General features: G+C 43.8%; 25 protein-coding genes and 1 pseudogene. 23 read left to right on the top strand and 3 right to left on the bottom strand.

Features of this window, described 5'->3' with window-relative positions; all coding sequences use genetic code 11:
• Positions 1 to 3: 3 nt before the first annotated feature.
• The 16 genes from DW125_RS12705 (at position 4) to DW125_RS12630 (ending at position 15362) form a co-directional block, all read left to right on the top strand.
• The gene (locus tag DW125_RS12705; RefSeq protein ID WP_242992990.1) at positions 4 to 1206 is read left to right on the top strand and encodes a hypothetical protein; all 1203 of its coding nucleotides are present in this window, start codon (positions 4 to 6) and stop codon (positions 1204 to 1206) included.
• Between the two features lie 3 nt (positions 1207 to 1209).
• Entirely contained in the window at positions 1210 to 1551 is a 342-nt protein-coding gene (locus DW125_RS12700; protein ID WP_242992988.1) for a phage head-tail connector protein, read from the top strand.
• On the top strand, positions 1548 to 1850 hold the full coding sequence (locus DW125_RS12695; protein ID WP_117538365.1) for a hypothetical protein: 303 nt from the start codon (positions 1548 to 1550) through the stop codon (positions 1848 to 1850). The genes DW125_RS12700 and DW125_RS12695 overlap by 4 nt, the downstream gene beginning before the upstream one ends.
• Positions 1850 to 2218, top strand: coding sequence for an HK97-gp10 family putative phage morphogenesis protein (locus tag DW125_RS12690; protein WP_117538364.1), 369 nt, complete (start codon positions 1850 to 1852; stop codon positions 2216 to 2218). The genes DW125_RS12695 and DW125_RS12690 overlap by 1 nt, the downstream gene beginning before the upstream one ends.
• A 4-nt stretch (positions 2219 to 2222) precedes the next feature.
• A complete protein-coding gene (locus tag DW125_RS12685; protein WP_117538363.1) occupies positions 2223 to 2618 on the top strand; it encodes a DUF3168 domain-containing protein in 396 nt (131 codons plus the stop codon).
• A gap of 13 nt (positions 2619 to 2631) precedes the next feature.
• Complete coding sequence (locus DW125_RS12680; protein WP_117538362.1) at positions 2632 to 3183, top strand: phage major tail protein, TP901-1 family; 552 nt, start codon at positions 2632 to 2634, stop codon at positions 3181 to 3183.
• Positions 3184 to 3269: 86 nt separating this feature from the next.
• Positions 3270 to 3656, top strand: coding sequence for a tail assembly chaperone (locus DW125_RS12675; protein ID WP_117538361.1), 387 nt, complete (start codon positions 3270 to 3272; stop codon positions 3654 to 3656).
• Positions 3657 to 3712: 56 nt separating this feature from the next.
• Positions 3713 to 3997, top strand: coding sequence for a hypothetical protein (locus DW125_RS12670; RefSeq protein ID WP_199537843.1), 285 nt, complete (start codon positions 3713 to 3715; stop codon positions 3995 to 3997).
• 10 nt (positions 3998 to 4007) lie between these two features.
• Positions 4008 to 7895 carry a tape measure protein gene (locus DW125_RS12665; protein ID WP_117538360.1) on the top strand — a complete coding sequence of 1296 codons (3888 nt, stop codon included), beginning with the start codon at positions 4008 to 4010 and terminating at the stop codon, positions 7893 to 7895.
• Between the two features lie 9 nt (positions 7896 to 7904).
• On the top strand, positions 7905 to 9587 hold the full coding sequence (locus DW125_RS12660) for a distal tail protein Dit (RefSeq protein WP_117538359.1): 1683 nt from the start codon (positions 7905 to 7907) through the stop codon (positions 9585 to 9587).
• Positions 9584 to 11200, top strand: a complete 1617-nt coding sequence (locus tag DW125_RS12655) for a phage tail spike protein (protein WP_117538358.1) — start codon at positions 9584 to 9586, stop codon at positions 11198 to 11200. Before DW125_RS12660 ends, DW125_RS12655 begins: the two co-directional genes overlap by 4 nt.
• Before the next feature lie 15 nt (positions 11201 to 11215).
• Positions 11216 to 12313, top strand: coding sequence for a hypothetical protein (locus DW125_RS12650; RefSeq protein WP_117538357.1), 1098 nt, complete (start codon positions 11216 to 11218; stop codon positions 12311 to 12313).
• 11 nt (positions 12314 to 12324) lie between these two features.
• Complete coding sequence (locus tag DW125_RS12645; RefSeq protein ID WP_117538356.1) at positions 12325 to 13779, top strand: hypothetical protein; 1455 nt, start codon at positions 12325 to 12327, stop codon at positions 13777 to 13779.
• A gap of 83 nt (positions 13780 to 13862) precedes the next feature.
• Positions 13863 to 14219: a hypothetical protein gene (locus DW125_RS12640; RefSeq protein ID WP_117538355.1), complete on the top strand. Its 357-nt coding sequence runs from the start codon at positions 13863 to 13865 to the stop codon at positions 14217 to 14219.
• 3 nt (positions 14220 to 14222) lie between these two features.
• Positions 14223 to 14555 carry a ribonuclease gene (locus tag DW125_RS12635; RefSeq protein WP_242992987.1) on the top strand — a complete coding sequence of 111 codons (333 nt, stop codon included), beginning with the start codon at positions 14223 to 14225 and terminating at the stop codon, positions 14553 to 14555.
• 24 nt (positions 14556 to 14579) lie between these two features.
• Positions 14580 to 15362, top strand: a complete 783-nt coding sequence (locus DW125_RS12630) for an N-acetylmuramoyl-L-alanine amidase (RefSeq protein WP_117538354.1) — start codon at positions 14580 to 14582, stop codon at positions 15360 to 15362.
• Between the two features lie 44 nt (positions 15363 to 15406).
• Here the strand turns inward: DW125_RS12630 and DW125_RS14520 are convergent.
• The 3 genes and pseudogenes from DW125_RS14520 to DW125_RS12615 form a co-directional block, all read right to left on the bottom strand.
• Positions 15407 to 15607 (bottom strand): annotated as a pseudogene (locus DW125_RS14520) (manganese catalase family protein); the annotation flags it as partial.
• Between the two features lie 3 nt (positions 15608 to 15610).
• On the bottom strand, positions 15611 to 15886 hold the full coding sequence (locus DW125_RS12620) for a spore coat protein CotJB (protein WP_021861582.1): 276 nt from the start codon (positions 15884 to 15886) through the stop codon (positions 15611 to 15613).
• Positions 15883 to 16146: a spore coat associated protein CotJA gene (locus DW125_RS12615; RefSeq protein WP_021861581.1), complete on the bottom strand. Its 264-nt coding sequence runs from the start codon at positions 16144 to 16146 to the stop codon at positions 15883 to 15885. The genes DW125_RS12620 and DW125_RS12615 overlap by 4 nt, the downstream gene beginning before the upstream one ends.
• A 136-nt stretch (positions 16147 to 16282) precedes the next feature.
• Between DW125_RS12615 and DW125_RS12610 the strand changes: the two genes are divergently transcribed.
• From DW125_RS12610 to DW125_RS12580, 7 genes are all read left to right on the top strand, one after another.
• Positions 16283 to 17455, top strand: coding sequence for an FtsW/RodA/SpoVE family cell cycle protein (locus DW125_RS12610; RefSeq protein ID WP_021861580.1), 1173 nt, complete (start codon positions 16283 to 16285; stop codon positions 17453 to 17455).
• Positions 17456 to 17557: 102 nt separating this feature from the next.
• Positions 17558 to 18397 (top strand): DegV family protein, encoded by an 840-nt coding sequence (locus DW125_RS12605; RefSeq protein ID WP_021861579.1) that lies wholly within the window; start codon positions 17558 to 17560, stop codon positions 18395 to 18397.
• A 58-nt stretch (positions 18398 to 18455) separates the two neighbouring features.
• The gene (locus tag DW125_RS12600; RefSeq protein WP_021861578.1) at positions 18456 to 18701 is read left to right on the top strand and encodes a hypothetical protein; all 246 of its coding nucleotides are present in this window, start codon (positions 18456 to 18458) and stop codon (positions 18699 to 18701) included.
• A 242-nt stretch (positions 18702 to 18943) separates the two neighbouring features.
• Entirely contained in the window at positions 18944 to 19393 is a 450-nt protein-coding gene (gene mraZ, locus DW125_RS12595; RefSeq protein ID WP_117538353.1) for a division/cell wall cluster transcriptional repressor MraZ, read from the top strand.
• 11 nt (positions 19394 to 19404) lie between these two features.
• Positions 19405 to 20340 carry a 16S rRNA (cytosine(1402)-N(4))-methyltransferase RsmH gene (gene rsmH, locus DW125_RS12590; RefSeq protein WP_117538352.1) on the top strand — a complete coding sequence of 312 codons (936 nt, stop codon included), beginning with the start codon at positions 19405 to 19407 and terminating at the stop codon, positions 20338 to 20340.
• Positions 20341 to 20385: 45 nt separating this feature from the next.
• Complete coding sequence (locus tag DW125_RS12585; RefSeq protein WP_021861575.1) at positions 20386 to 20910, top strand: hypothetical protein; 525 nt, start codon at positions 20386 to 20388, stop codon at positions 20908 to 20910.
• A 63-nt stretch (positions 20911 to 20973) separates the two neighbouring features.
• Positions 20974 to 22767, top strand: coding sequence for a penicillin-binding protein 2 (locus tag DW125_RS12580; RefSeq protein WP_330411915.1), 1794 nt, complete (start codon positions 20974 to 20976; stop codon positions 22765 to 22767).
• The last annotated feature ends 56 nt before the right edge of the window (positions 22768 to 22823 follow it).

Here is a 22823-nt window from a genome sequence, read left to right as displayed (position 1 = left end):
AATATGCATGATATTAGAAAATTAGGATTACAGGTGTTTACAGCGCCGGATGGTATGACAGGTGAAGCGCAGATCCAGGTGAGGGCAAGAGAGATTGATTTTGTTACTTCTTTTGGTAAGAATCTGCAGGCATTACTGGATGTGATTGGTATTACCAGAATGATTAAGAAAGAAAATGGCTCTGCGTTAAAAACGAAGACCGTAAAAGGCGAATTGAAATCCGGAGACGTAGGAGAGGGAGAAGAGATCCCAATGTCTCAGTACAAAGTAGAGGAAACTGTGTTCGATACAATTAAGATCGAGAAGTACAGAAAGGGTGTTTCTTTGGAAGCAATCGCTGAAAAGGGATACGAGGCAGCTGTACAGGATACAGATGAAGAGTTTAAATCTGATCTGCAGAATGTAGTTACAAGCAAATTTTACACTCAGTTAAAGGCGGGATCCTTAACCGGACATGAAACAGCTTGGCAGATGGCTGTTGCTATGGCTATCGGTAAAGTAGTGGCGAAGTTCCAGGAGATGAAAAGAACAGCTACTGGTGTTGCTGTATGGGTAAATACGCTGGATGTGTATAAATACCTTGGAGCTGCTGACATCACTCTGCAGACAGCGTTTGGATTTAAGTATATGACAGATTTCCTTGGAGCAGACGTTGTGTTTATTACATCTGAGATTCCGCAGAATGTTGTAGTTGCGACACCGCTCAACAACCTTGCTGCATACTATGTTGATCCGGGAGATTCAGAGTTCGCAAGAGCCGGCCTTGCATTTACAACGGATGCGGAGACAGGCTTTATCGGATTCCATACAGAGGGCACTTACGGACGTATGATTTCTGATAACTTTGCAATCATGGGCTTACGTCTTTTCTGTGAATATCTGGATGCAATTGCTTATATTTCAGTCGGTAGCTCTGATACACAGACATTAGGAACGCTGGATGTAACATCAGAAGCCGGTTCAGGAACAGGACTGACAAAGCTGTCTGTGAAAGAACAGTTGATGTCTCCGAGAAATAGCTGGAAATATAAGGATGCGGCATCTGCAACAAATGTAACCTGCGGAATGGATGTGAAGAACTGGTCTAAATGGGATGGAGTATCTGAGATTGCTTCAACTGCAACTCACCACATCACTCTGGTTGAATGTGATCAGAATTACAAAGCCGTTCGTTCCGGTGATGTAGTCGTGAGCGTAGGAGAGTAAAGTTTGGAGGAAAAGGTTATGCTGGATAGTCTGAAAGCATTGCTCGGTCTGTCGGAAGAGGATATAAGCCAGGACAAAAAGCTGCAGTTGATTTTAAATGCAGCAAAGAGCCGGCTGAAACTTTTGCTTGGCGGGATCGAACCTCCTGAAGAACTGAATTATATCATTCTGGACGTTGCAATCATACGATTCAACCGGATTGGATCAGAAGGGCTTTCTTCTCATACCGTAGAGGGAGAAAGCCTTTCCTGGTCTGATAATGATTTTGCCGGATATATGGATGATATCCGTTCATATCTGGACAGCCAGAAAGAGATAACGAAAGGCAAGGTGAGGTTCCTGTGAGGTATGACACACCTATTTATATGCAGACAATCAGATCCGGAGATTATAATCCGGACACTGGTGATTATGCAGACGGACAGGTTGATGAGGTAGAGCAGATTGCCTCTGTGATGGACACAGGCGCAGAAGTTATGAAGCTGATCTATGGAGGGCTGAAACAGGGAAGTTTAACCATACATTTACAGAATCATTACTTAGATCCGTTTGACAGGATTCGAATCGGAAAGAAGACTTATACAGTTGACGTGAGCAGAAGACTGAGGACGAAGCAGTCTTTTGTCGTATCGGAGGTATTGTAGTGGCAGGAGTAAGGATAGATGGCTTTGACAAGCTGGAAGCGAAGCTTAAAAAGAGCATGAACATGGATGCAGTCAAAACTGTAGTCAAAGGAAATGGTGCGCAATTACAGACCAAAGCACAAAAGAATGCGCCAGTGGGAACTCCACAAAGTACCGGAATACCGGGATATGTGGGAGGAAAATTGAAGCAAAGCATTGGACTGGATATTACAGACGGAGGTCTGACTGCGGAAGTAGAGCCTACGGCAGATTACGCAGCTTACGTTGAATACGGCACACGATTCATGGAAGCACAGCCTTATCTGAAGCCTGCTTACGATGAGCAGAAGAAGAAATTCATCAAAGATTTAAATGAACTGGTGAGGTGAGAGAATGGATCCGCAGCAGGAAATATTCAGCGCACTGCTGATTGCGCTGAACGAAAAATATAAAAATACAGGCATTGGTGTTTACGACACTTTCTTGCCACCGGAAGGAACGGCGTATCCATTTGTATATCTCGGAGCAACTACGCAGGCGGATCAGAATATGAAGGATGCGGTGATCGGGAACGTGAGCCAGACAGTCCATGTCTGGCATGATAACCCAAGAAAACGCGGAACAGTTTCACAGATCATGCTGGATATAAAGACATTGTGCCGGAGTATAGAACATACGAAGAACTTTGGCTGGGCAGTAAAGATGACAGACCAGAGAATCCTTCCGGATACAACTACGAAGCAGCCACTCTTGCACGGCGTGCTGGAGTTTGAATTTAGTTTTTCATGAAAGGATGATGAAAATGAGAAGAAAAGAAATGCAGGGACTGCAGGTATTTTCAGAAAGTAACACAGAGGCGGTACAGGGCAAAAAGATCATTTACTTATACCGTCTGTTAAAAGAAGCGGCAACAGAGAGTGCGAAAGGAATCGCATTTACGACAGAGAACGGACGTACCAAGTCCAAGGATGCAGATACAACTGCCACAAAAGATGGAACGATCCGTACACCGGGCGCACTGGAAGTTGAAATCACAGCGACCAGTATTCTAGCAAAAGGGGATACAACCATTGATAAGCTGGAAGAGGCGCTGGACAACGATGAATTTCTGGAGATCTGGGAAGTGAATTTGCTTGAAAAAGGAACATCTTCAGATGCAGAAAAATTCAAAGCAAAATATTTCCAGGGGTATCTTACAGAACTGGAATATACATCCAATGCAGAAGACAATGTAGAAGTTTCACTTACATTCGGATGTAACGGAAAAGGCGAAGCTGGTTATGCGACAGTTACGAAGGAACAGCAGGAGCTTGCAAATTATGTATTTACAGATACCCAGAAGACAGGCTCGTAATATATACGAGTAATATGCATGAGTAAGATAATATACATGAGGATACACATTGCGGTATCCTCATTTTTCGCGAAAGGAGTAAGACAATGGAAGAATTAGTAATCAATGGGCAGACATATGAGTTTAAGTTTGGTATTGGCTTTTTAAGAGATATGAATAAAATGATCGCAGTTCCGGTGAAAGAAGTTCCGGGCATGAAAAAGGACGTTGGATTCAATTATTATGCGGCAGAGATGCTCGGTGGTGACGTGGAAGCACTTGTAATGATTTTGAACACAGCGAACAAGGGGCAGAATCCGCGAATCACACCGGCGGCTCTGGAAGGCTATGTGGAAGATCCGGATACAGATATCGATGAACTGTTTGACAAGGTGAAGGATTTTTTATTAGGAGCCAATGTTACGAAGAAAGCAACGAAATTCCTTGTGGAACAGGTGGAGAAGGAACTGGCGGAAGCCGAGATGCAGAATTAGAAGATTTTGGAGAAAAGTATAAGGAGATCGCATTAAACTGTTTTCGCTATCTGGGCATGAAAAGCTTCGAGGAAGTAAATAAACTGACGATTCCCGAATACAACCTGTTAATGAAATCCGTTGAACTAAGAAGAGTGGATGAAGAGTATCGGCTGCATTTACAGGCATTTCTTAACTTCAAAGCGAAGGCGAAGAAGAAAGCCGGAAAAGACAAACTGCGGCCGGTATATGCAAACTTTAAGAAATTCTTCGATTATGAAAAAGAAGTGAACCGTGTTCTCGGAAAAAATAAGACGGACAGTCGTTTTGTTGGAATCGGTAAGCTTCTGAAAAAACAGTAGGAGGTGCAATATGGCTGAAAGTTATTCAGTAAAGGCGATATTGTCTGCGAGCGACCGTGGATTTTCGTCTGCGTTCAAGAGTGCGCAAAGCAGTGCGGAACGTTTGAAAAGTACATTGACGTCCGGTCTGGGATTTGGAATCATGACCGGGATCGGTCAGAAAGCATTCTCTGCAATAACGAGTGGAATATCCGGAGTGACAGGGGAGTTAAATGAATCATCTGCGGCATGGAAGACATTTAACGGAAATATGCAGATGATCGGAAAAGGGACAAAATCCATCACGAAGACAAGAGATGAATTACAGGATTTTGCTACAAAGACAATCTATTCCGCTTCGGATATGGCAACGACCTACAGCCAGCTTGCTGCCGTTGGAACAAAGAACTGTACGAAACTGGTAAAAGGTTTCGGAGGATTAGCTGCAGCTTCTGAAAATCCGACACAGGCAATGAAGACATTAAGCCAGCAGGCAACACAGGCGGCTGCAAAGCCAACGATCCAGTGGATGGACTTTAAATTGATGCTGGAACAGACGCCGGCAGGTATTGCGGCTGTTGCTAAAGGCATGGGGAAAACGACATCACAGCTTGTGCAGGATGTGCAGGACGGAAAAGTTAAGACAGAAGATTTCTTTAATGCGATAGCAAAGGTCGGAACAAACAAGTCCTTTACCAAGCTTGCTACGTCATACAAAACTGCGGGACAGGCTATGGACGGTTTGAAAGAGACGCTTGGTGTAAAGCTGATGCCGACTTTTAATAAGACATCGGATGTGGCGATTTCCAGCATTGAAAATGTAATTGGACATTTGGATAAAGTAGATCCGGATGGACTGGCAAAGAAAGTAGAATCTGCGGTATCCGTTGTATCTCCGTACTGGAAAGCATTTTCAAATGCAGCTTCCAAAGCCGGAAAAGCAATTATAAATGCGGTGTCGGCTGTTGGAAAATCTTTCGGTGGGCTGGCGCAGAAGAAGAGCAGTCTGGATACATTTACAAGTGTGGTAAGTGGTATATCCGATGCGATTGCGCATTTTGCGCAGATTGTGGCAGATCATTCAGACGAAATAGCGTCTGCAGCGCCAAAGGTTTTAAAACTTCTTTTGGCGATAAAGGGATTTAAGATCATCCAGTCGCTCGTTCCGGGAATCACCACATTTGCGGGTACGCTTTTGAAGTTAGGTGGAAAAGGCATTGTGGCATTAGCTGGTAAGTTATTCGGTGTTGCGGCAGGAGAGAAAGCGGTTGGAGTAGCAAGTAAAGAGTCTTTCGGAAGTCTTGTTCAGTCCGCTACAGCATTCTTGAAAATGGGAGCCGGAATCGCACTGATTGCAGCCGGATTTGCGTTGCTTACGCTTTCTGCGATTAATCTTGCAAAAGCCGGTCCTTTAGCTGCAGGTGTCATGCTTGGAATGGTTGTTGCAATCGGCGGGCTGCTGGTCGTTGCGAAAGAAGTTGCATCGACTTTAACTGCAGGGGCAGCCGGATTCATAGCCTTTGGTGCAGCAGTTGTTCTGGCAGGTGCAGGGATGTTATTGCTTACAACAGCAGCAACGAAGCTGGCATCTGCCGGACCGGTGGCAATTGGTGCGATGGTCGGCATGGTAGCAGCGGTTGCCTTGCTTGCAGCAGGAGCAGCGGTTCTGGCGCCGGCACTTACCGTTGGAGCAGTTGGTTTTATTGCCTTTGGAGCAGCGATTGTTCTGGCAGCAACAGGTGCGTTGATAGCAGGAGCAGCACTTAAGATTGTTGTTGGTGTCCTGCCGGCAGTTGTCCAGTATGGAGCGGCAGGAGCAGTATCCATCGCAGCACTTGGTGCGGCTATGCTTGTATTTGGCACGGGCGCAGCGATTGCCGGAGCCGGATGTATTGTACTGGGAGCCGGGCTCGTAGTAGTTGGCGCAGGAGCAGTGGCAGCCGGAGCTGGATTGCTGGTGCTTGGAACGGCAGTTCTTGTGGCGAGTGCCGGATTTACGGTGATTGGAAATACAATCACGAAAGTTGTGGATGCAATCAGTGGCGGTCTTACAAGTGTGCTGAATGGAATTGCCAAAGTGATTAATTCGGTCGGAACATCTGCAAAGAATGCCGGACAGGGATTTAAGAGTGTAGCAAGTGGGATTAAGACGATAGCCGGACTGTCGATTGGATCTATCGCAAAATCTCTCGGAGCTGTGTCGATCGGGCTTGGTAAAATTTCCAAAAAGGGTACAGGTGTAGGTCAGGCGGCGAGTGGATTGAAAACGCTGGCATCCGCATCTGCATCCGTAAATGTAAGTTTCGGAACAATGGGCGCGGTGGCGGCAAGTTCTTTATCTGCGGTTGGCAAGTCCATGAGCAAAGTGGCTTCTACAGCGAAGTCTGCAGGTAAAAATGCAGGAAGCGGTTATGCATCTGCTCTTCGCAGTGGTCTGAGTAAAGCTGTATCGGCTGCATCGAAAGCAACTACAAGTGTAAATGCAAGGCTGAGATCCGGGCGTTCTGGTGCGTACAGTGCCGGCTCTTACGTCAGCCAGGGGTTCGCAAGTGGAATGAGTTCCTGCCTTGGACAGATCGAAGCAGCAGCTGAGAGGATGGTATCTGCTGCGGACACAGCTATCCGGGCGAAAGCGAAGATCCACAGCCCTTCCAAACTCACGAAGAAGCATGGTGGATACATGAGTTTGGGATTTGGAAATGGAATCCTGAGTAAGATCAGTGAGGCTACAAAAGCGGCAAGAAAACTCGTCAGCGAAACGATGAAAGTATTTAAGACTGCGAAGAATAAGGGAAATTATGAGTCGCTTGGTGAAAAACTCAGTGATAAGTTCAAATCGCAGATGGAGAAGAAACGGGACAGTGCACTTAAGTCGGTCAAGAATATGATCAATGCGTATGTGAAGCCACTGAAAAAGCAGAATAAGAAGGCTTCCAGCAAGTATACGAAAGCCGGACGCTATCTAAACAGTGCATTTTCAAAATCATATAAAGCCGAAGTGAAGAAGCTGATCAAGGCAGCGGATTCCACATTTGATAAGTTGGGAAAGAAGTATCAGAAGAAATACGATGCGATCATCGATGCAAGAAAGACATTCATGGAGAATCTTGGAAATGTCAACAGTCTCTACACGGCGGATGATTACGGGAATATTGCATTGAAAGATTTTAATGCCGGCACAAAGCAGATCAATGCCTACGCAAAGAATCTGGAAAAGCTGAAGAAAATTCTTCCGGACGGACTGATGGAAGAAATCCTCGGACTCAGCACGGCAGAAGGTCTGGCTTATACGAATAATCTGCTTAAGATGTCTACGAAAAATCTGAAAGCTTACGGGGCAAGTTATACAAAATTCCAGAATGCTGCAAAGAAAACAGCAACCAATTACTATGCGCCGAAATTAAGCAGTCTTAAGAAGGACTTCTCTGCGCAGGTGACGAAAGAAGCAAAGGCGCTGAAAAAGCGCATGACTACAATTGGAGCAAATGCAATGAGCGGATTTGTGTCAGGAATGTCATCCAAGAAAAAGAATCTGAGTAAAGAAAGCCGGATACTGGCAAACGAAGTGATCAAGGCATTCCGAAAGAAGCTTAAGATTCACAGTCCGTCAAAGGTATTCGCTTCTCTGGCGACTTACACGGCAAAAGGATATATAAACCAGTTGGAGACCATGCGGCATAAGATTGCTGATGTAGCGCAAAGTATTGTGACCATTCCTGACGTTGCGGCACCGAGACTCGCAGGTGATTACACCGGCGATTTGTCAGCAGAGTATGAATATTACAGCAACGCGAAGTATACGATTGTTGTTCCGGTAGAAGTGGATGGACGAGAAGTGGCAAGAACGACTGCACCATATATGCAGAGCGAACTGGATTCGAGACAAAGTCGTGAGAGCAGACGGCATGGAAGAAAGTAAGGAGGCAGTATGTATAGTTTCGTAGATACGACAGATTTTCAGGTGGGGCGTGACGTCCCATCTGAAGCTTTGATGATAAATGGAATATTGATCGAGGATGAAATCCCGGAGTATCGGACCTTGCATGTCTCCGGACGGGAATTGTTAGAAACAGAAGTCACTACGCTGGACAGCACTGTGAATGATGGAACAAGGTATCAGAGTAAAAGATATCCGGAAAGAACGATTACTGTGACGTTTCAATTGATTGCCGGAAGTAATGCGCGGTTCCGTGCAGCATTTAATGAGCTGAATGCACTTCTGAATGTAGAAGAGGCGCAATTAATCTTCATGGATGAACCCGACAAGTATTACATTGGAACAATGGAATCGGTGGATGATATCGATCCGGGGAAGAATGCCGTGACAGGTTCTTTCAGTTTTAAATGCTCCGATCCGTTTAAGTATTCTGTGAAAGAATACGAGGTAGAACCGACAGATAATGCATTTGTGTTTGAATACGGCGGTACATATCGGGCATTTCCAAAGTTTGAAGTTGATTTTTACAATGACGAAAGCGGCGAAGAGAACGACAATGGAAGATGCGGTTATGTAGCTTTCTTCGATGACGAAGAACACATATTACAATTTGGCAATCCGGACGAATTGTCAGAAGAGCAGATCGAGGTTGTCGAACAGGAAACCAATACTTATCAGGTTCCGACAACGAAGGTGCAGGTTAATCATTCGTTCAAGAAATCGTCCGCATGGAATGCATTAAAGACGAAGTATAAAAATAACAGCGGTGTGCTGTATGGAACAGTGGCACAAAATGGAACGATGGGAGAGAAACATTCGCAGAATTCCACGAGTGAGGGAACTTACTATCTTACAGCGACAAGTTATGGATCGGGTTCTGGATGGCATGGTGCTGTAACGACATATTCTCTTTCGGAATCTGCTACAGATTTCCAGATGCAGTATGCGCAGAAGATGTGTGTGGACAGCACGAGTGCAGGAAAGAAGCAGAAAGGTCGTTTCCAGATGATATTGTCGGATGCGTCTGGGAAAATTGTAGCGGGCGTTGACATTTACAAGTCCGGTGACGGAACGAAAGGGAAGTACCGGATGATCGTGGATGGCAAGATCCGGAAAGAAGCAGAGATAGATCTGTCATTGCACAACAAGAGATTTGGAGAAAACCGGGCAGAGGATAAGAAGAAAAAAATAACTGCCATTAAGACCGCAAAATCATCCTGCATTACAAAGAAAGGCTCAAGAATTTCCTTTGACCTCGGCGGGATAAAAGCAAGCTTTACAGTGGAGAGCGTAGCGGCGAAATCCGTAAGCAAGATCACTGCCGGGTTCTTCCAGAAGAGCACGGCGGCAGCCATGAAATACAATGGAATGTATGAAATGAAACTGGTGAAGAACTATAAGAAGACGGTCACGGAGACTATAGATAAGATCGTACTGGAATGGCACGATGTACAGAATAAATTCAATGCAAATGATGTCCTTTCGATTGACTGCGCAAGTGCATCCGTAAAGCTGAATGAACTGGACAGGCAGGATCTTGGAGCACTCGGCAATAGCTGGGAAGAATTTTATCTAATGCCCGGAGTGAATCAGATCGGGTTTAGCTGGTCGGAGTGGGTAGAAGAGGAATACGCACCGGCCTTCAAATTGAAATACAGGGAGGTCTTTCTATGATCGTGTATTTTGCTGACCGTCATATGAACATATTAGGAAATGCAAGCACAACGCTTCCGGAAGGCTTGCTGATTGTCGATGATACAAAAACAGAAGAGATAGAAGCGGGCGTATCGGTTCTGGAATTGCATATTGCATACGATGCGCTTACGAGAAAAGAAGTGGAAAGATGTGCTGCGGTAGGAAATTATTTACTGTACCAGAGTAGCGATGAAAAATCTTTTTATACGATCATTGAGACAGAAGCAGATACAAAAAGCAGAGAAGTTATGGTTTATGCAGAAGATGCGGGATTGGATCTGCTGAATGAAATAGCACTTCCGTACACTGCAGATAAGGCATATGAGATCGATCATTATGTAAATAAATTTGCAGAAGACAGTGGCTTTGAGATCGGACTTAACGAGGTATCAGAAACAAAGAAACTTGCCTGGAATGATGAACAGACTGTGACGGAGCGGATATTAGACGTTGCCGGAGAGTTTGATGCAGAAATCGCCTTTTCCTTTGATGTAGAAGGAATGGCTGTAAAGCATAAGTATATCGACATTTACCAGAAGCGGGGACGGGACGCAGGAGTACAGCTTCATCTGAACCGCGATATCGACAGGATGGTAACGAAGAAATCAATTGCGAATCTTGCCACGGCATTGCTGCCATACGGTTCCACACCGGAAGACAGTGATATTGCAATCAATCTGCGAGATTATAAGTACGATGATGGAGATTTTTACATTGATGGAAATCTTCTGAAATCCAGGACAGCATGGCAGCAGTGGAGCCGGTTTTTCGCAGATGGACAGGGCGAAGGCGATATTGTAAAGACATTTAATTTTGATACAGTAAGTCAGGAACTCTTATGTGAGAAGGCGATAGAAGAGCTGAAGAAGATCCGGGAACCGGAAGTGAACTATGAGATTGATGTGCTTGAACTGCCAAAGGGTACAAAGATCGGAGATACCGTAAATATTGTGGATGAATCCGGCGAAGTATATTTTTCTGCGAGAATATTAAAAACGGAGATTTCAGAAACGGGCAGAAGTGTCAGCATTACTATTGGAGATTATCTGATCAAAGATAACGGAATCTCTCAGCAGGTGCAGGATCTGGCGGGAAACTTTAAGAATCTGGCAGACAATCGAACGCTGTATACATGGACCGCTTACGCAGATGATGAATACGGTTCCGGAATTTCGCTTGATCCGACCGGGAAAGCATATCTTGGAACACGTGCGAACCAGACTGTGAGAGATCCGGATATTTCCAATCCGGAACTGTATAAATGGGTGAGAGTAAAAGGGGAAGAAGGAGAAGCGGCAGTATTGCTTCACATAGAATCCTCGAGGGGCAGTGTATTTAAGAATAATGCAGTGTCAACGGTATTGTCGGTTGTTATATATCACGGAAAGGAGCGGATAGAAGATGCAGAGACTCTGAGAAAGACATTCGGAAGCGGTGCATATATCCAGTGGAAATGGCAGCGCTTAGAGGAAGAGACTTATGGAATTATCTCTTCCGGTGATCCAAGAATCAGAAACGATGGATTTTCATTTGCATTATCACCAGATGATGTAGATGTAAAGGTAACTTTTTTATGTGAATTAATTGTTTAGCAGGAGGATAAGAGCATGGGAATTAAAGCAGCAGATCAATTAACTATTATGGATGTCACGGATGCGTATTCTGTGATGCTTACGTCAGAAGCGTATACATTTATTGGAAATACAAGTGGAGCGCCTTCTGGGCTGTCCTGTATCACAGAGGCCGTGGCATTTTGTGGAACAAATCAATGCGCTTCTGTAAGCGTTGATAAGAGTTCAATTATACTTCCAACCGGAATCAGTGCAGCAGTTGAAGGAAGTGGTACAAATAAAGTGAAAATTACATTTACAACTACGGCTATCATCTCATCAGCGTGCGAGGCTACAATCCCGGTAGTAGTAGATGGTATTACAGTAAACAAAAAGTTTTCGTTCGCTGTAGCTAAAGCTGGTGTTAATGGGCAGGATGGTAAAGACGGGGCAAATGGCACTTCCGTAACCGTCAGTTCTACATCGGTGACATACCAGATTGGCTCAAGCGGTACGAACAAACCTACCGGATCATGGTCAGAGAACGTTCCCGCTGTTGAACGTGGCCAGTACTTATGGACAAAGACGGTAGTCAATTACTCTGATGGTAAATCTACGGAAGCATATAGCGTATCTTACCAGGGCACAAATGGAACAAACGGGGCAAATGGTACTTCCGTAACGGTATCATCTACTGATGTAACGTATCAGACCAGCTCAAGTGGTACAGAGGAACCTACTGGACCGTGGTCTCCTACTGTTCCATCTGTGGAGTATGGCCAGTTTTTATGGACTAGGACAAAAGTAACTTATTCCGACGGAAAATCCACAACTTCTTATAGTGTTTCTTATAAAGGCACGAACGGAACAAACGGGAAGGACGGAGTAAACGGAGCAGATGCCATTACTCTTACCGTGACATCCTCAAATGGAATCATTTTCAAAAATAACTCTGGGTCCACCGTTCTTACTGCGCATGTATTTAAAGGAGCTACCGAGCAGACAGTGGCCAACGACGGTACGGTATCCGGGATTGGAGTAGTTAAGTGGTATAAGGTCGGAGGATCAGCGCCTATTGCCACAGCAAAAACTTTAACAGTATCGGCAGTGGATGTAACAAATGCACAGGCATATACATGTCAGCTTGAAGATTAAGGAGTGAGAGGATGGCAATTTTAGCAAAGGCAGACATTACGATATCGAGGATTGTGGATGTGAAGTCAGTTACCACATATTACTTGCTGCAATCCTCAACTGCCGCCAAGCCAAACAAGCCGACAGCAATCCCGCCCGGTGGAAATTGGAATACAACAGAACCAACATACGAGTCAGGATCAACAAGCACCCTATACACTGTAATCTTGACTATAATGTCCAATGATACATACAGCTATTCGGATGTATCGAAGTCCAGCAGCTACGAAGCAGCCAAGGAAGCCTGGAATAAGGCAAATCGGGCGCAGGCGGCTGCTGACGCTGCGGCGAAAGTTGCAACGAATTTTATACAGGGAACGGATGATGGCTTGATTGTAGGAAATATGGAAGCGGATACATTAGGAGCAAATGTAAAGGTAGATTCTGATTCTATGGAAATTCGAAACGGAGATACGGTGCTGGCGAAGTATGCGGCAGATAAAGTGGAGCTGGGGAAGAATAGTAAAGATGCTGTGGTGGAAATGTGTGGTGGAACAACATCGATTGTATCTTCTATACAGGAAAAAGATGGAGAAAGCGTAACATTTTCAAAAATAAAGGGAGCAGATGGAGTTGAAATTGATGCAGCTTCACATCTGAATATGTCCGGACCTGTAGCAATAAATCTTGATTCTACTAATTATTACGAAAATGACAATGGAATGGATACATCAGCATCAATACTTTCCTTGATGAGCCCGGAGGTTAATGCGGAAAATGATGCAGTAACTTTTCTTGAGTATCTGACAGAATATTACGGCACATCAGGGACGGGAGTTGGTAAGCAGATACAAAACTATATAGGTGTATTGGATTCTGGAATTTTATTGAGATCGCAAATCAGTCATCAGGGAGTCATGAGTGAGAATGATAAGATTGCGCTATTATTAAATAATGCAGATGGGCGTTTGCATGTCTACTCGAATGACGTGACTATTATTTCGCATAATTCAACCGGTAATGCCATAGGTGTTGGAGTTGGAACCGGAGGAGTAAACCGAGGGCTCCATGATGAAGTAGCCAGAAAATGGCAGTTGTATTCAGATGAGACAGATCTGTACTTGGGACCGCCGGCCAGAGATACCTTTAAACCATATTACACAAAAGGCGATAAAATTCCATGTGAGATCAGCACTGGTGGTTATGTTACCGGTGGCGGTAATCAGATTATATTTTCAGTCCCATTGTCCAAACCGCTTGTAGGAGTATCGGCAGCAACGGCAACTACGAACAATGGTTTTCGAGGAAGACAGGGCGGTAAATATACACACGGCTCATCTGCGAGTACATATGTAAAGCCAGCTTCGTATTCCTGCTATGTCAGAGAGTCGTGGATAGAAGTAAGAATAACGATCAGCAGTACAGCCAATGTCGCCAACAATGATGCCATTGGAGTCGCGTGGTCAGGATATTTAACATTTTCATAGGAGAATTTTACATGAACACCCCAAGAGCAAGACCGTAACGGTCTTATTTTATTTGCATAATTTAAAGAAAGCAGGAAAAGAAAGTGAAAGAAATCATCTTACAGACATATGGAGTCGTTCTGTCGATCGTGCTTGGGTATATCGTCTGGCTTTTGAAGGAGCAGAAGAAGAGACAGCAGAAGGATGCCATAGAGCGAAATAAGCGTATCGCTGACGAGAATGAGAAACGGGATGCAAACAGTGCCGGTACGATGCTGCTTCTTCGGGTGCAGCTAATCGAGTACCACGACAGGTATATGAAGATCGGTTCTATTCCGTCCTATGCTTATGAGAACTTCTGCCAGATGTACGAAGCGTATCACAGGCTTGGCGGAAATGGCATGGTTGAAAAAATGCATGAAGAGATCCAGGAATTACATTTGAAACGAAAAGGAGAATAGATTATGGGAAAAGCAATGAGCGCAGAGCTTCTTCTGCGGTATATCAGTTACCTACTGACCGGAATCGGCGTATTGGCATTTCTGGTCAGTGTGATCGTGCAGGCAGTGAAAGAGATGCCGGTATTTAAGAAGATACAGACCAGTGTTGTAGCACTGGCGGTGTCACTGATCCTGACGCCGATCAGTGTGATCGTCTTGTGTAATTATTATCGGATTGTGATTGAATGGTATTATATTTTCGCAGCAATCGTGGCTGCTTTTATTGTATATCTGGTAAGTACAGGCGGATGGGAGCGAGTTGCATCGATCTGGAATCGGAGTAAATATAAGAAATAAGGATGTTTGGAAAGGAATGATATTATGGCAAGATATAATGTTCATGGCGGACACAATAGACATGTCCCAGGCATCATCTCGTATTTGGATGAGGTGACCGAAGATCGGAAGATTTCAAAAGAGTTGCAGAGACTTCTCAGCGCAGAAGGACATACTGTGCATGATTGTACGGATGATTCTGCAAGAACACAGAACGGAAATCTTAGCAACATTGTAAAGAAATGTAACAAGAATACGGTGGATTTAAACATGTCTATCCATCTCAATGGCTGCAAAAAAGCAAAGAAAGACGGAAAAGTCAAAGGTGTTGAAGTCTGGGTATCCAGCATGAGTTCCAAGGCGGTTCCTTATGCTAAGAGAGTATGTGCGGAAATGGCAAAGCTTGGCTTTACAAACCGTGGAGTGAAGGGTTGCAAAGAGAACAACCGCTCTTTAGCAGTTATCAGACGCACGAATGATCCGGCAATGCTGATTGAAGTCTGCTTTGCCGATGACAAAGATGATATCCTGCTGTACAAGAAGCTAGGATATAAGACTGTCGCAAAAGCGATCGCAGAAGGCCTGATCGGAAAGAAGATAGAAAAGAAGCCGGCAGCGAAGAAAGCTGCGGATAAATCTTTCAAAGTAAAGACCAAACAGGCACTTAATATTTACAAGAGTCCCGGCAAAGATTACACTGGAAAGAAAGCACCGGAATCGGTCTATACAATCACGGAAACGAAGACCGTGGAGAAGATGCCGTATGGCAGATTAAAGTCCGGCGAGGGCTGGATTAAGATATCCAGTAAATACGCAGAAACGCTGTAAAAACGCATTATAATAAGGAAGAAAAATAAGCGAGAACGTTTTTGGGCGTGTTCTTCCGTACCGATATCCGTAAGGATACCGGTGACCTCGTTGTAAGGCATTGTGTATCGCTGGGAGAGATACCGCATGGATGCACCCAGTTCACCATCAGGACCACCGAACTGGGATATGATCACCTGAGCTATCTTTGGATTTGTCTGGGTGATTTTTACCGGATGTTGCAGACGCTTTTCATAATTCCACATAGATTAACAGCCTCCTTCCTGCCATGGCCAGCTCTGTGTGCTCCACTGCCAGCGTTCACATGGAGTGGCAGTTGCAGTATCGATCGTGAGCGGCCCATAATTTCTGGAATATTCCTGAAGTGCGCGTGTGCGCTGCGTACGAAATTCCTCAAAATACTCTAATGCTTCTGCGTCATCAGGGTGTGTGTCGAGAAATAAAGTCACATCATTGACTGCAAAGCTGACGGCATTGATCCATTGTAAGAGTTCTTGACGGGATAATCTTTTATCATTATTCATCGAAGAACACCTCCTGTTCCAAGAAATGGTTTATCGAGTTCGGCAAAAATAGTACCTGCATGCAGCCCTTTCGGCGGATCGTACAGGCACTGGAATTTCTGGATGGGAACATATGCCATAGCAAGAACCTGCATGGAAATATTGGAAGTGTTATCGGAGCAGGCATGCTCATGACAGCCGGAGCCTGAAGGAACACCAAGGGAAACGTTCCGCATGGAGTTGCCGCAGCAATTAGAAGCTTGATAGCGATAATTAGGCATTTTTAGAAACCTTCCTTTTCAATTATTTGCATTATTATAATATGAAAGAAGTCAAAAAGAGGTGCAAAGACCGGAATTTTTAGTTGTTTTTAGAATCATATCTGAGTATAATGAATACGATTGGAGTGTAAATAAAATGACAAGGACAGTGAAAAGAGAAATTACAGAACAAAGGAAAAAAACAATCCCATATTTTGATTATAGTCTGGTCGCAATTCTTATATGCCTTGTATGTTTCGGGCTGGTAATGTTATACAGCACCAGTGCATACAGTTCCATGAAGATCACCGGACAGAAAAGCAGTATATTTTATTTGAAGAAACAGATAATTTTCTGTCTGGCTGGTTTTTTTGTGATGTGGTTCATCTGCCGCTTTATTGATTACCACTGGTACATTAAGCGCGCAAAATTGCTATATTGGGTATCCATAATACTGATGGCACTTGTACAAAGCCCAATCGGAAAAGGAGCCAAGGGAGCTAAGAGATGGATCATGTTACCTGGAATCGGACAGTTTCAGCCATCGGAGGTTGCAAAGATTGCGGTGATACTATTTATCCCGGTAGTGATCTGCAAGCTTGGAAAGAAGATTAATACAAAAGAAGGATTTATCCATGTAATGGTCTGGGGACTGTTATCCGCAGCATGTGTATATTTTTTGACAGATAATTTAAGTACAGCGATTATCGTAATGGGCATCAGCATTATTATGATTTTTATTGTTCACCGGAAGACAAAGATCTTCTTTGTAGCTGCAGGTGGCGGTCTTGCAGCGATACTGGTGGGCGTGAAGATCTTGGGTATGGTACTTACGACAAGTAAGAGTTTCCGGATGCGACGGGTTCTTGTATGGCTGAATCCAGAAAATTATGCATCAGAAGGCGGATACCAGATTATGCAGGCGTTATATGCGATTGGTTCCGGAGGCTTTTTTGGAAAAGGTCTTGGAAACAGCGCACAGAAGACAATCATTCCGGAAGTGCAGAATGATATGATCCTTTCTATTATATGTGAAGAACTTGGCGTGTTTGGAGCAATTCTCGTTCTGACACTGTTTGGCTTATTATTATACCGTCTGCTGTTTATTGCACAGAATGCGCCGGATTTGTATGGTTCACTGATTGTGACGGGAATATTTGCTCACATGGCTTTACAGGTATTTTTAAATGTGGGAGTTGTGACAAATCTGATTCCGACAACAGGTATTACATTACCATTTATCAGTTATGGGGGAACAGCAATTCTGTTCCTTTCTATAGAAATGGGAATTGCGCTAAGTGTTTCAAAACAAATAAAAATAGAACAATAACGGAATAAAAGTCTTTCTTTTCCGATGTGAATGTGCTATGATATTAAACGTAGTATTAAAAACTACATTTAATGGAAATAAAAAGTTTACCGGGAGGAAGACATGAGTTATAAAATAGTTGTAGATAGTTGTGGTGAATTAACGGAAGAGATGAAACAGTCAGAGCATTTCGTGACCGCATCACTGGAGATAGAAGTAGATGGTTATCATATCATTGACGATGCAACATTTGATCAGAAGGATTTTTTGAGAAGAGTTGCAGCGGCTCCGGAGTGTCCGAAGTCCTCCTGCCCATCACCGGAACGTTACATGGAGATGTATCACTGTGATGCTGAGCATGTATATGCAGTTACATTATCGGCTGAGCTGAGTGGTTCTTACAATAGTGCAGAGTTGGGGAAGAACCTTTATAAAGAAGAATATGGAGAGAAACAGATCCATGTATTTAATTCTAAGTCTGCTTCAGTTGGAGAGACTCTAATCGCACTGAAGATTGCAGAGTGTGAAGAAAAGCAGATGAGCTTTGAAGAGATTATTAAGACAGTGGATGCTTATATAGAAGAGCAGCACACGTATTTTGTACTGGAGACATTGGAGACATTGAAAAAGAACGGAAGACTGACTGGTATTAAAGCGATGATGGCAACTGCGCTTAATATCAAGCCGGTAATGGGTTCTACACCGATTGGAAGTATCTGTCAGCTGGGTCAGGGAAGAGGCATGAAGAAAGCAATCGAGAAGATGGTTGCGCAGGTGAAGAAAGATGCGATACGACCAGAAGAGAAGATTCTTGCGATTACACACTGCAATTGCCCGGAGCGTGCTGAAGACATGAAGAAAATGGTTCAGGAACAGATGAAGGTAAAAGACATCATCGTCCTGGATACGGCGGGGATCAGCAGTATGTATGCAGCAGACGGTGGAGTGATTCTGGTTGTCTAATCCGGAAAGGTGTGATAGAATAACGGTAGTTATTCGATAAGAAGGAGACAGATACCTGATGAGTCAGACCAAAGTTGATAATTATAAAGAAGAAAAAGCAAACCGGCGAAGATTACGCCGGAAGCACAGATTATATAATCTGATGCGCAAGTGTCTGGTAGTATTTGTAGGAGTGATCTTACTTGGCTGGATTACTTATTCGGCGTATCATACTTATGAAGCGAAGCAGTCAAGACCGGAAGTAGAGATTGATTACAGTGCTTTGCAGAATTTTCAGAGCAATCTGGATAAAGCAGAAGAATAAAATAAATAATAAGAATCAAAGAGAGTTGATGTTCAAAAGCGTAGGCTTGCGAGTGTCAACTCTCTTTATATGTATATAATGAGTCAAGTCACATTCTATGTTGATTTCACAAAAAACACACAAAAAAGGCTTGAAATCACTGAAAAAGTGTTTTACAATTAGTTCAAGTGGTAGAAAGTGGTGAGAAGTGGAGAAAAGTGGTGCGAAAGTGGTGGACCACTTTGAAAGAAGGTGAGTTCATTATGCTAAGGGGATTAAAAGGAGAATACAGTCATAACATAGACGCCAAAGGGCGACTGATCATTCCGGCTAAGTTCCGTGACGATTTAGGGGAGCATTTCGTCATAACAAAAGGAATGGAAAACTGCCTGTATGTATACCCGGAAGCAGAATGGATCGCTTTTGAAGAGAAACTGAACAACTTACCGACGACCACAGACAAAAAAGCCCGCGCATTTGCATATTTCTTCCAGGGAAGTGCAATTGATGGCGACCTTGACAAACAAGGCAGAACTCTTATTTCAGCCCCACTCAGAGACTTCGCCGGACTAGGAAAAGAAGTTGTATTTGTCGGCATGGGGAAGCGTGCCGAGATCTGGGATAAGGCAAAATGGGAAGCTAAGAATGCTGAGGTGGAAATGAATATTGAGGATATTGCATCCGATATGGAAGCAAGCGGGTTCAGTATCTAGAGGGAGAAGATATGGAATTCGTACACAAATCAGTATTATTAAAAGAAACAATTGATGGATTAAAGATTAAACCGGACGGCATCTATGTAGATGGAACGCTCGGTGGAGGCGGACATGCCAGTGAAGTGGCAAGACGTCTCAGTGACAAGGGGAGTATTATAGGAATAGACCAGGATGCCGCTGCAATTGAAGCAGCCGGGATTCGCTTAAAAGACTTCGGAGAGAAAGTCATAATAGTAAGAAGTAACTATTGTGATATGAAGTCACAGCTAGGTAAGTTAGGCATTGACAAGGTCGATGGGATCGTGCTCGATCTGGGCGTATCATCTTATCAGTTAGATACGGCAGAGCGGGGATTCTCTTATCGCGAAGATGCACCTCTCGATATGCGGATGGACAGACGTCAGAAGATGACAGCGAGAGACATCGTCAATGACTATGAAGAACGGGAACTTTATCGTGTGATCCGTGATTATGGCGAAGATAAGTTTGCCAAGAACATTGCAAAGCATATTGTGGCTGCGCGTCAGAAAGCACCGATTGAGACAACGGGACAACTGACAGAGATCATACGTGCATCAATCCCGATGAAGTTTCAGAAGAAGTCCGGACATCCGGCAAAAAGAACCTTCCAGGCAATTCGTATTGAATTGAACCAGGAGCTGGAAGTGCTAAAAAAATCATTGGACGCTATGATTGATTTGTTGAATCCAGGGGGCAGACTGTGCATCATTACATTCCACTCACTGGAAGACCGGATCGTGAAAAGTGCATTTCGTAAGAATGAAAATCCATGCACATGTCCAAGCGATTTTCCTGTATGTGTATGCGGGAAAATATCAAAAGGGAGTATTATCACTAGAAAACCAATCCTTCCGAGCAAGGAAGAGATGGAAGAAAACAGTCGTGCAAAGAGCGCAAAGCTTCGTATTTTTGAGCGGAGCTGACACATGAGTATGTAATAATTAAAAGTGGGAAAGGGGTGAGCGCGCATGGCATACAGACAGATGACAACAAGAAGAAGACAGAATGTACAAAGAGCGTCTTATGTTTACGGTAATGTTGTAAGACAACCGGCATACGAACCGGAAAGACGCGCGCAGGAACCCAAAAAGAAAAGGACAAGCAGACAGGTAAAGAAAAACCGCAGACAGGCTCTGCGAATGAACAGAGGATATGTTGTATTCATGGCGGTTGCAGCAATCGCCATGCTGCTTGTATGTATCAAGTATGTTAATTTGCAGTCAGCAAATATGAGCCACGCAAAAAAGATTTCAGCGATGGAAGAAGAACTGGCAACTCTGAAAGAAGAGAATACGACCAGATACAATGCAATCGTGGATTCTGTGAATCTGGACGAAGTGCGTAAAAAGGCTAAGAAAGACCTTGGCATGGTAGATGCTTCCGATTCTCAGGTCGTGGAATATAAAAAACCTTCTCTGGATTATGTAAAGCAATATGAAAGCATTCCAAAGGAAGGTGCACTTACAAAAGTACAGACGAAAAAAAGTAAATAACAGGTGAAGAAATAAATGGCAAGAAGAAAGAGAAATCCTTTTAAAAGGAAATTTAATAAGGCCATGCAAAAAAAGCTAGTCATGCTCTTTATGGGATTTGTACTGGCTTTTGTTTTTCTTGCAGGCCGGATTACTTATATTAATGCATCAAATGGTGACAAATATACAAAAGTGGTGCTGGACCAGCAACAGTATGACAGCCGTACAATCCCGTTTAAACGAGGAGATATCGTAGACCGTAATGGAACCAAGATGGCGACAAGTGAACGTATTTATAATGTTATTCTGGACATGAAGGCAATGCTCAGTAAGGACGATTATATAGAACCGACCATTGAAGCGTTGAAGAAATATTTTGATATTAAGGAAGAAGATATCCGAAAACTGATGAAGACCAACCCGTCCGGGCGTTATAACGTTCTGAAAAAAGGAATCGGCTATAAAGAAGCGAAAAAATTCAACATAATGAAGAACAGTGAGAAGTATTCGAATGTACAGGGAATCTGGCTTGAGGAAGATTATGAACGGAAATATCCGTATAACTCACTGGCAAGCGATACACTTGGGTTTACCGTAGATGGAAACATAGGAAGCAATGGAATTGAAGCATCTTATAACGAAGTCCTGAATGGTACGGATGGAAGAGAATATGGCTATCAGGATACAACCTCTACTTTTGAACAGACCGTAAAAGAGCCGGTCAATGGAAAGACAGTTGTCTCTACAATTGATTTGCAGGTACAGAGTATAGTTGAGAAGCATATTCTGGCGTTTAATAAAAAACATCAGAATGAAGCAAGAAAAGGAACCGGAAGTGAGGATACGGCAGTCATTGTAATGAATCCAAATAACGGAGAGATTCTTGCGGAAGCATCTTATCCGAATTACAATCTGAATAAGCCGAGAGATCTGTCAGCATATTATACAAAAAATGAACTTGCAAAGATGACGGATAAAGAGAAGATCGAGACACTTAACGCGCTGTGGAAGAATTTTTGTGTGACAGATACTTATGAACCAGGATCAACGATCAAACCATTTACGGTTGCAACGGGACTGGAACTGGGTGTATTGACAGGAAATGAAAGTTATAACTGTACCGGTGTACTCAGAGTAGGCGGACACGATATCCACTGCAGTCATCGTAATGGACATGGAATGCAGACACTTAAGCAGACACTTGAAAATTCCTGTAACGTTGCAATGATGCGGATCGGCGCGCAGATCGGGAAAGACGAATTCAGCCGTTATCAAAAGCTGTTTGGATTTGGCACATCGACGGGCATAGATCTTCCGGGTGAGGCAAGTACAGAAGGCCTTTTGTATTCACCGGAGAAAATGGATTCTGCCAGTCTTGCAACTAATGCTTTTGGACAGAATTTCAACGTAACAATGACTCAGCTTGCAGCTTCATTCAGTTCTCTGATCAATGGCGGCAGTTATTACAGACCGCATGTTGTAAGACAGATCAAAGATGAAAATGGAAATGTGACAGAGAGCAAGGATCCGGTGCTTGTACGGAAAACGATTTCCCAGGAGACCTGCGATGTAGTGAAAGATTACATGCGCGGCGTAGTTACAAACGGAACCGGAAAGACGGCAGCCGTTAAGGGATACGATGTGGGCGGAAAGACTGGTACAGCGGAGAAACTCCCAAGAAGGAATGGAAAATATCTTGTATCTTTTATCGGATATGCACCGCAGAAAAATCCGCAGGTTGTTGTCTATGTTGTGATCAATGAACCAAACGTCAGTGACCAGGCGAATAGCGGACTGGCAACCCAGCTCTCAGCAGATATTATGAAAGAGATTCTTCCGTATCTGGGAGTGGAAAAAATCTCAGACAGCAAGAATTAACAGAATAACCTTACATAAGCAGTAATAGATTATTACAAAGCTTGTGTGAGGTTTTT

This window comes from Dorea sp. AM10-31, from assembly GCF_003435815.1.
Taxonomy (GTDB): domain Bacteria; phylum Bacillota; class Clostridia; order Lachnospirales; family Lachnospiraceae; genus Dorea_D; species Dorea_D hominis.
This window is presented reverse-complemented; position numbering and strand designations above follow the sequence as displayed.

What these genes read in the sequence shown, in the direction of transcription:
- DW125_RS12705 (WP_242992990.1), top strand. Translation starts at nt 4, where the DNA reads ATGCATGATATTAGAAAATTAGGATTACAGGTGTTTACAGCGCCGGAT.
- DW125_RS12685 (WP_117538363.1), top strand. Translation starts at nt 2,223, where the DNA reads ATGGATCCGCAGCAGGAAATATTCAGCGCACTGCTGATTGCGCTGAAC.
- DW125_RS12680 (WP_117538362.1), top strand. Translation starts at nt 2,632, where the DNA reads ATGAGAAGAAAAGAAATGCAGGGACTGCAGGTATTTTCAGAAAGTAAC.
- DW125_RS12675 (WP_117538361.1), top strand. Translation starts at nt 3,270, where the DNA reads ATGGAAGAATTAGTAATCAATGGGCAGACATATGAGTTTAAGTTTGGT.
- DW125_RS12670 (WP_199537843.1), top strand. Translation starts at nt 3,713, where the DNA reads ATGAAAAGCTTCGAGGAAGTAAATAAACTGACGATTCCCGAATACAAC.
- DW125_RS12665 (WP_117538360.1), top strand. Translation starts at nt 4,008, where the DNA reads ATGGCTGAAAGTTATTCAGTAAAGGCGATATTGTCTGCGAGCGACCGT.
- DW125_RS12660 (WP_117538359.1), top strand. Translation starts at nt 7,905, where the DNA reads ATGTATAGTTTCGTAGATACGACAGATTTTCAGGTGGGGCGTGACGTC.
- DW125_RS12655 (WP_117538358.1), top strand. Translation starts at nt 9,584, where the DNA reads ATGATCGTGTATTTTGCTGACCGTCATATGAACATATTAGGAAATGCA.
- DW125_RS12650 (WP_117538357.1), top strand. Translation starts at nt 11,216, where the DNA reads ATGGGAATTAAAGCAGCAGATCAATTAACTATTATGGATGTCACGGAT.
- DW125_RS12645 (WP_117538356.1), top strand. Translation starts at nt 12,325, where the DNA reads ATGGCAATTTTAGCAAAGGCAGACATTACGATATCGAGGATTGTGGAT.
- DW125_RS12635 (WP_242992987.1), top strand. Translation starts at nt 14,223, where the DNA reads ATGGGAAAAGCAATGAGCGCAGAGCTTCTTCTGCGGTATATCAGTTAC.
- DW125_RS12630 (WP_117538354.1), top strand. Translation starts at nt 14,580, where the DNA reads ATGGCAAGATATAATGTTCATGGCGGACACAATAGACATGTCCCAGGC.
- DW125_RS12620 (WP_021861582.1), bottom strand. Translation starts at nt 15,886, where the DNA reads ATGAATAATGATAAAAGATTATCCCGTCAAGAACTCTTACAATGGATC.
- DW125_RS12615 (WP_021861581.1), bottom strand. Translation starts at nt 16,146, where the DNA reads ATGCCTAATTATCGCTATCAAGCTTCTAATTGCTGCGGCAACTCCATG.
- DW125_RS12610 (WP_021861580.1), top strand. Translation starts at nt 16,283, where the DNA reads ATGACAAGGACAGTGAAAAGAGAAATTACAGAACAAAGGAAAAAAACA.
- DW125_RS12605 (WP_021861579.1), top strand. Translation starts at nt 17,558, where the DNA reads ATGAGTTATAAAATAGTTGTAGATAGTTGTGGTGAATTAACGGAAGAG.
- DW125_RS12600 (WP_021861578.1), top strand. Translation starts at nt 18,456, where the DNA reads ATGAGTCAGACCAAAGTTGATAATTATAAAGAAGAAAAAGCAAACCGG.
- mraZ (WP_117538353.1), top strand. Translation starts at nt 18,944, where the DNA reads ATGCTAAGGGGATTAAAAGGAGAATACAGTCATAACATAGACGCCAAA.
- rsmH (WP_117538352.1), top strand. Translation starts at nt 19,405, where the DNA reads ATGGAATTCGTACACAAATCAGTATTATTAAAAGAAACAATTGATGGA.
- DW125_RS12585 (WP_021861575.1), top strand. Translation starts at nt 20,386, where the DNA reads ATGGCATACAGACAGATGACAACAAGAAGAAGACAGAATGTACAAAGA.
- DW125_RS12580 (WP_330411915.1), top strand. Translation starts at nt 20,974, where the DNA reads ATGCAAAAAAAGCTAGTCATGCTCTTTATGGGATTTGTACTGGCTTTT.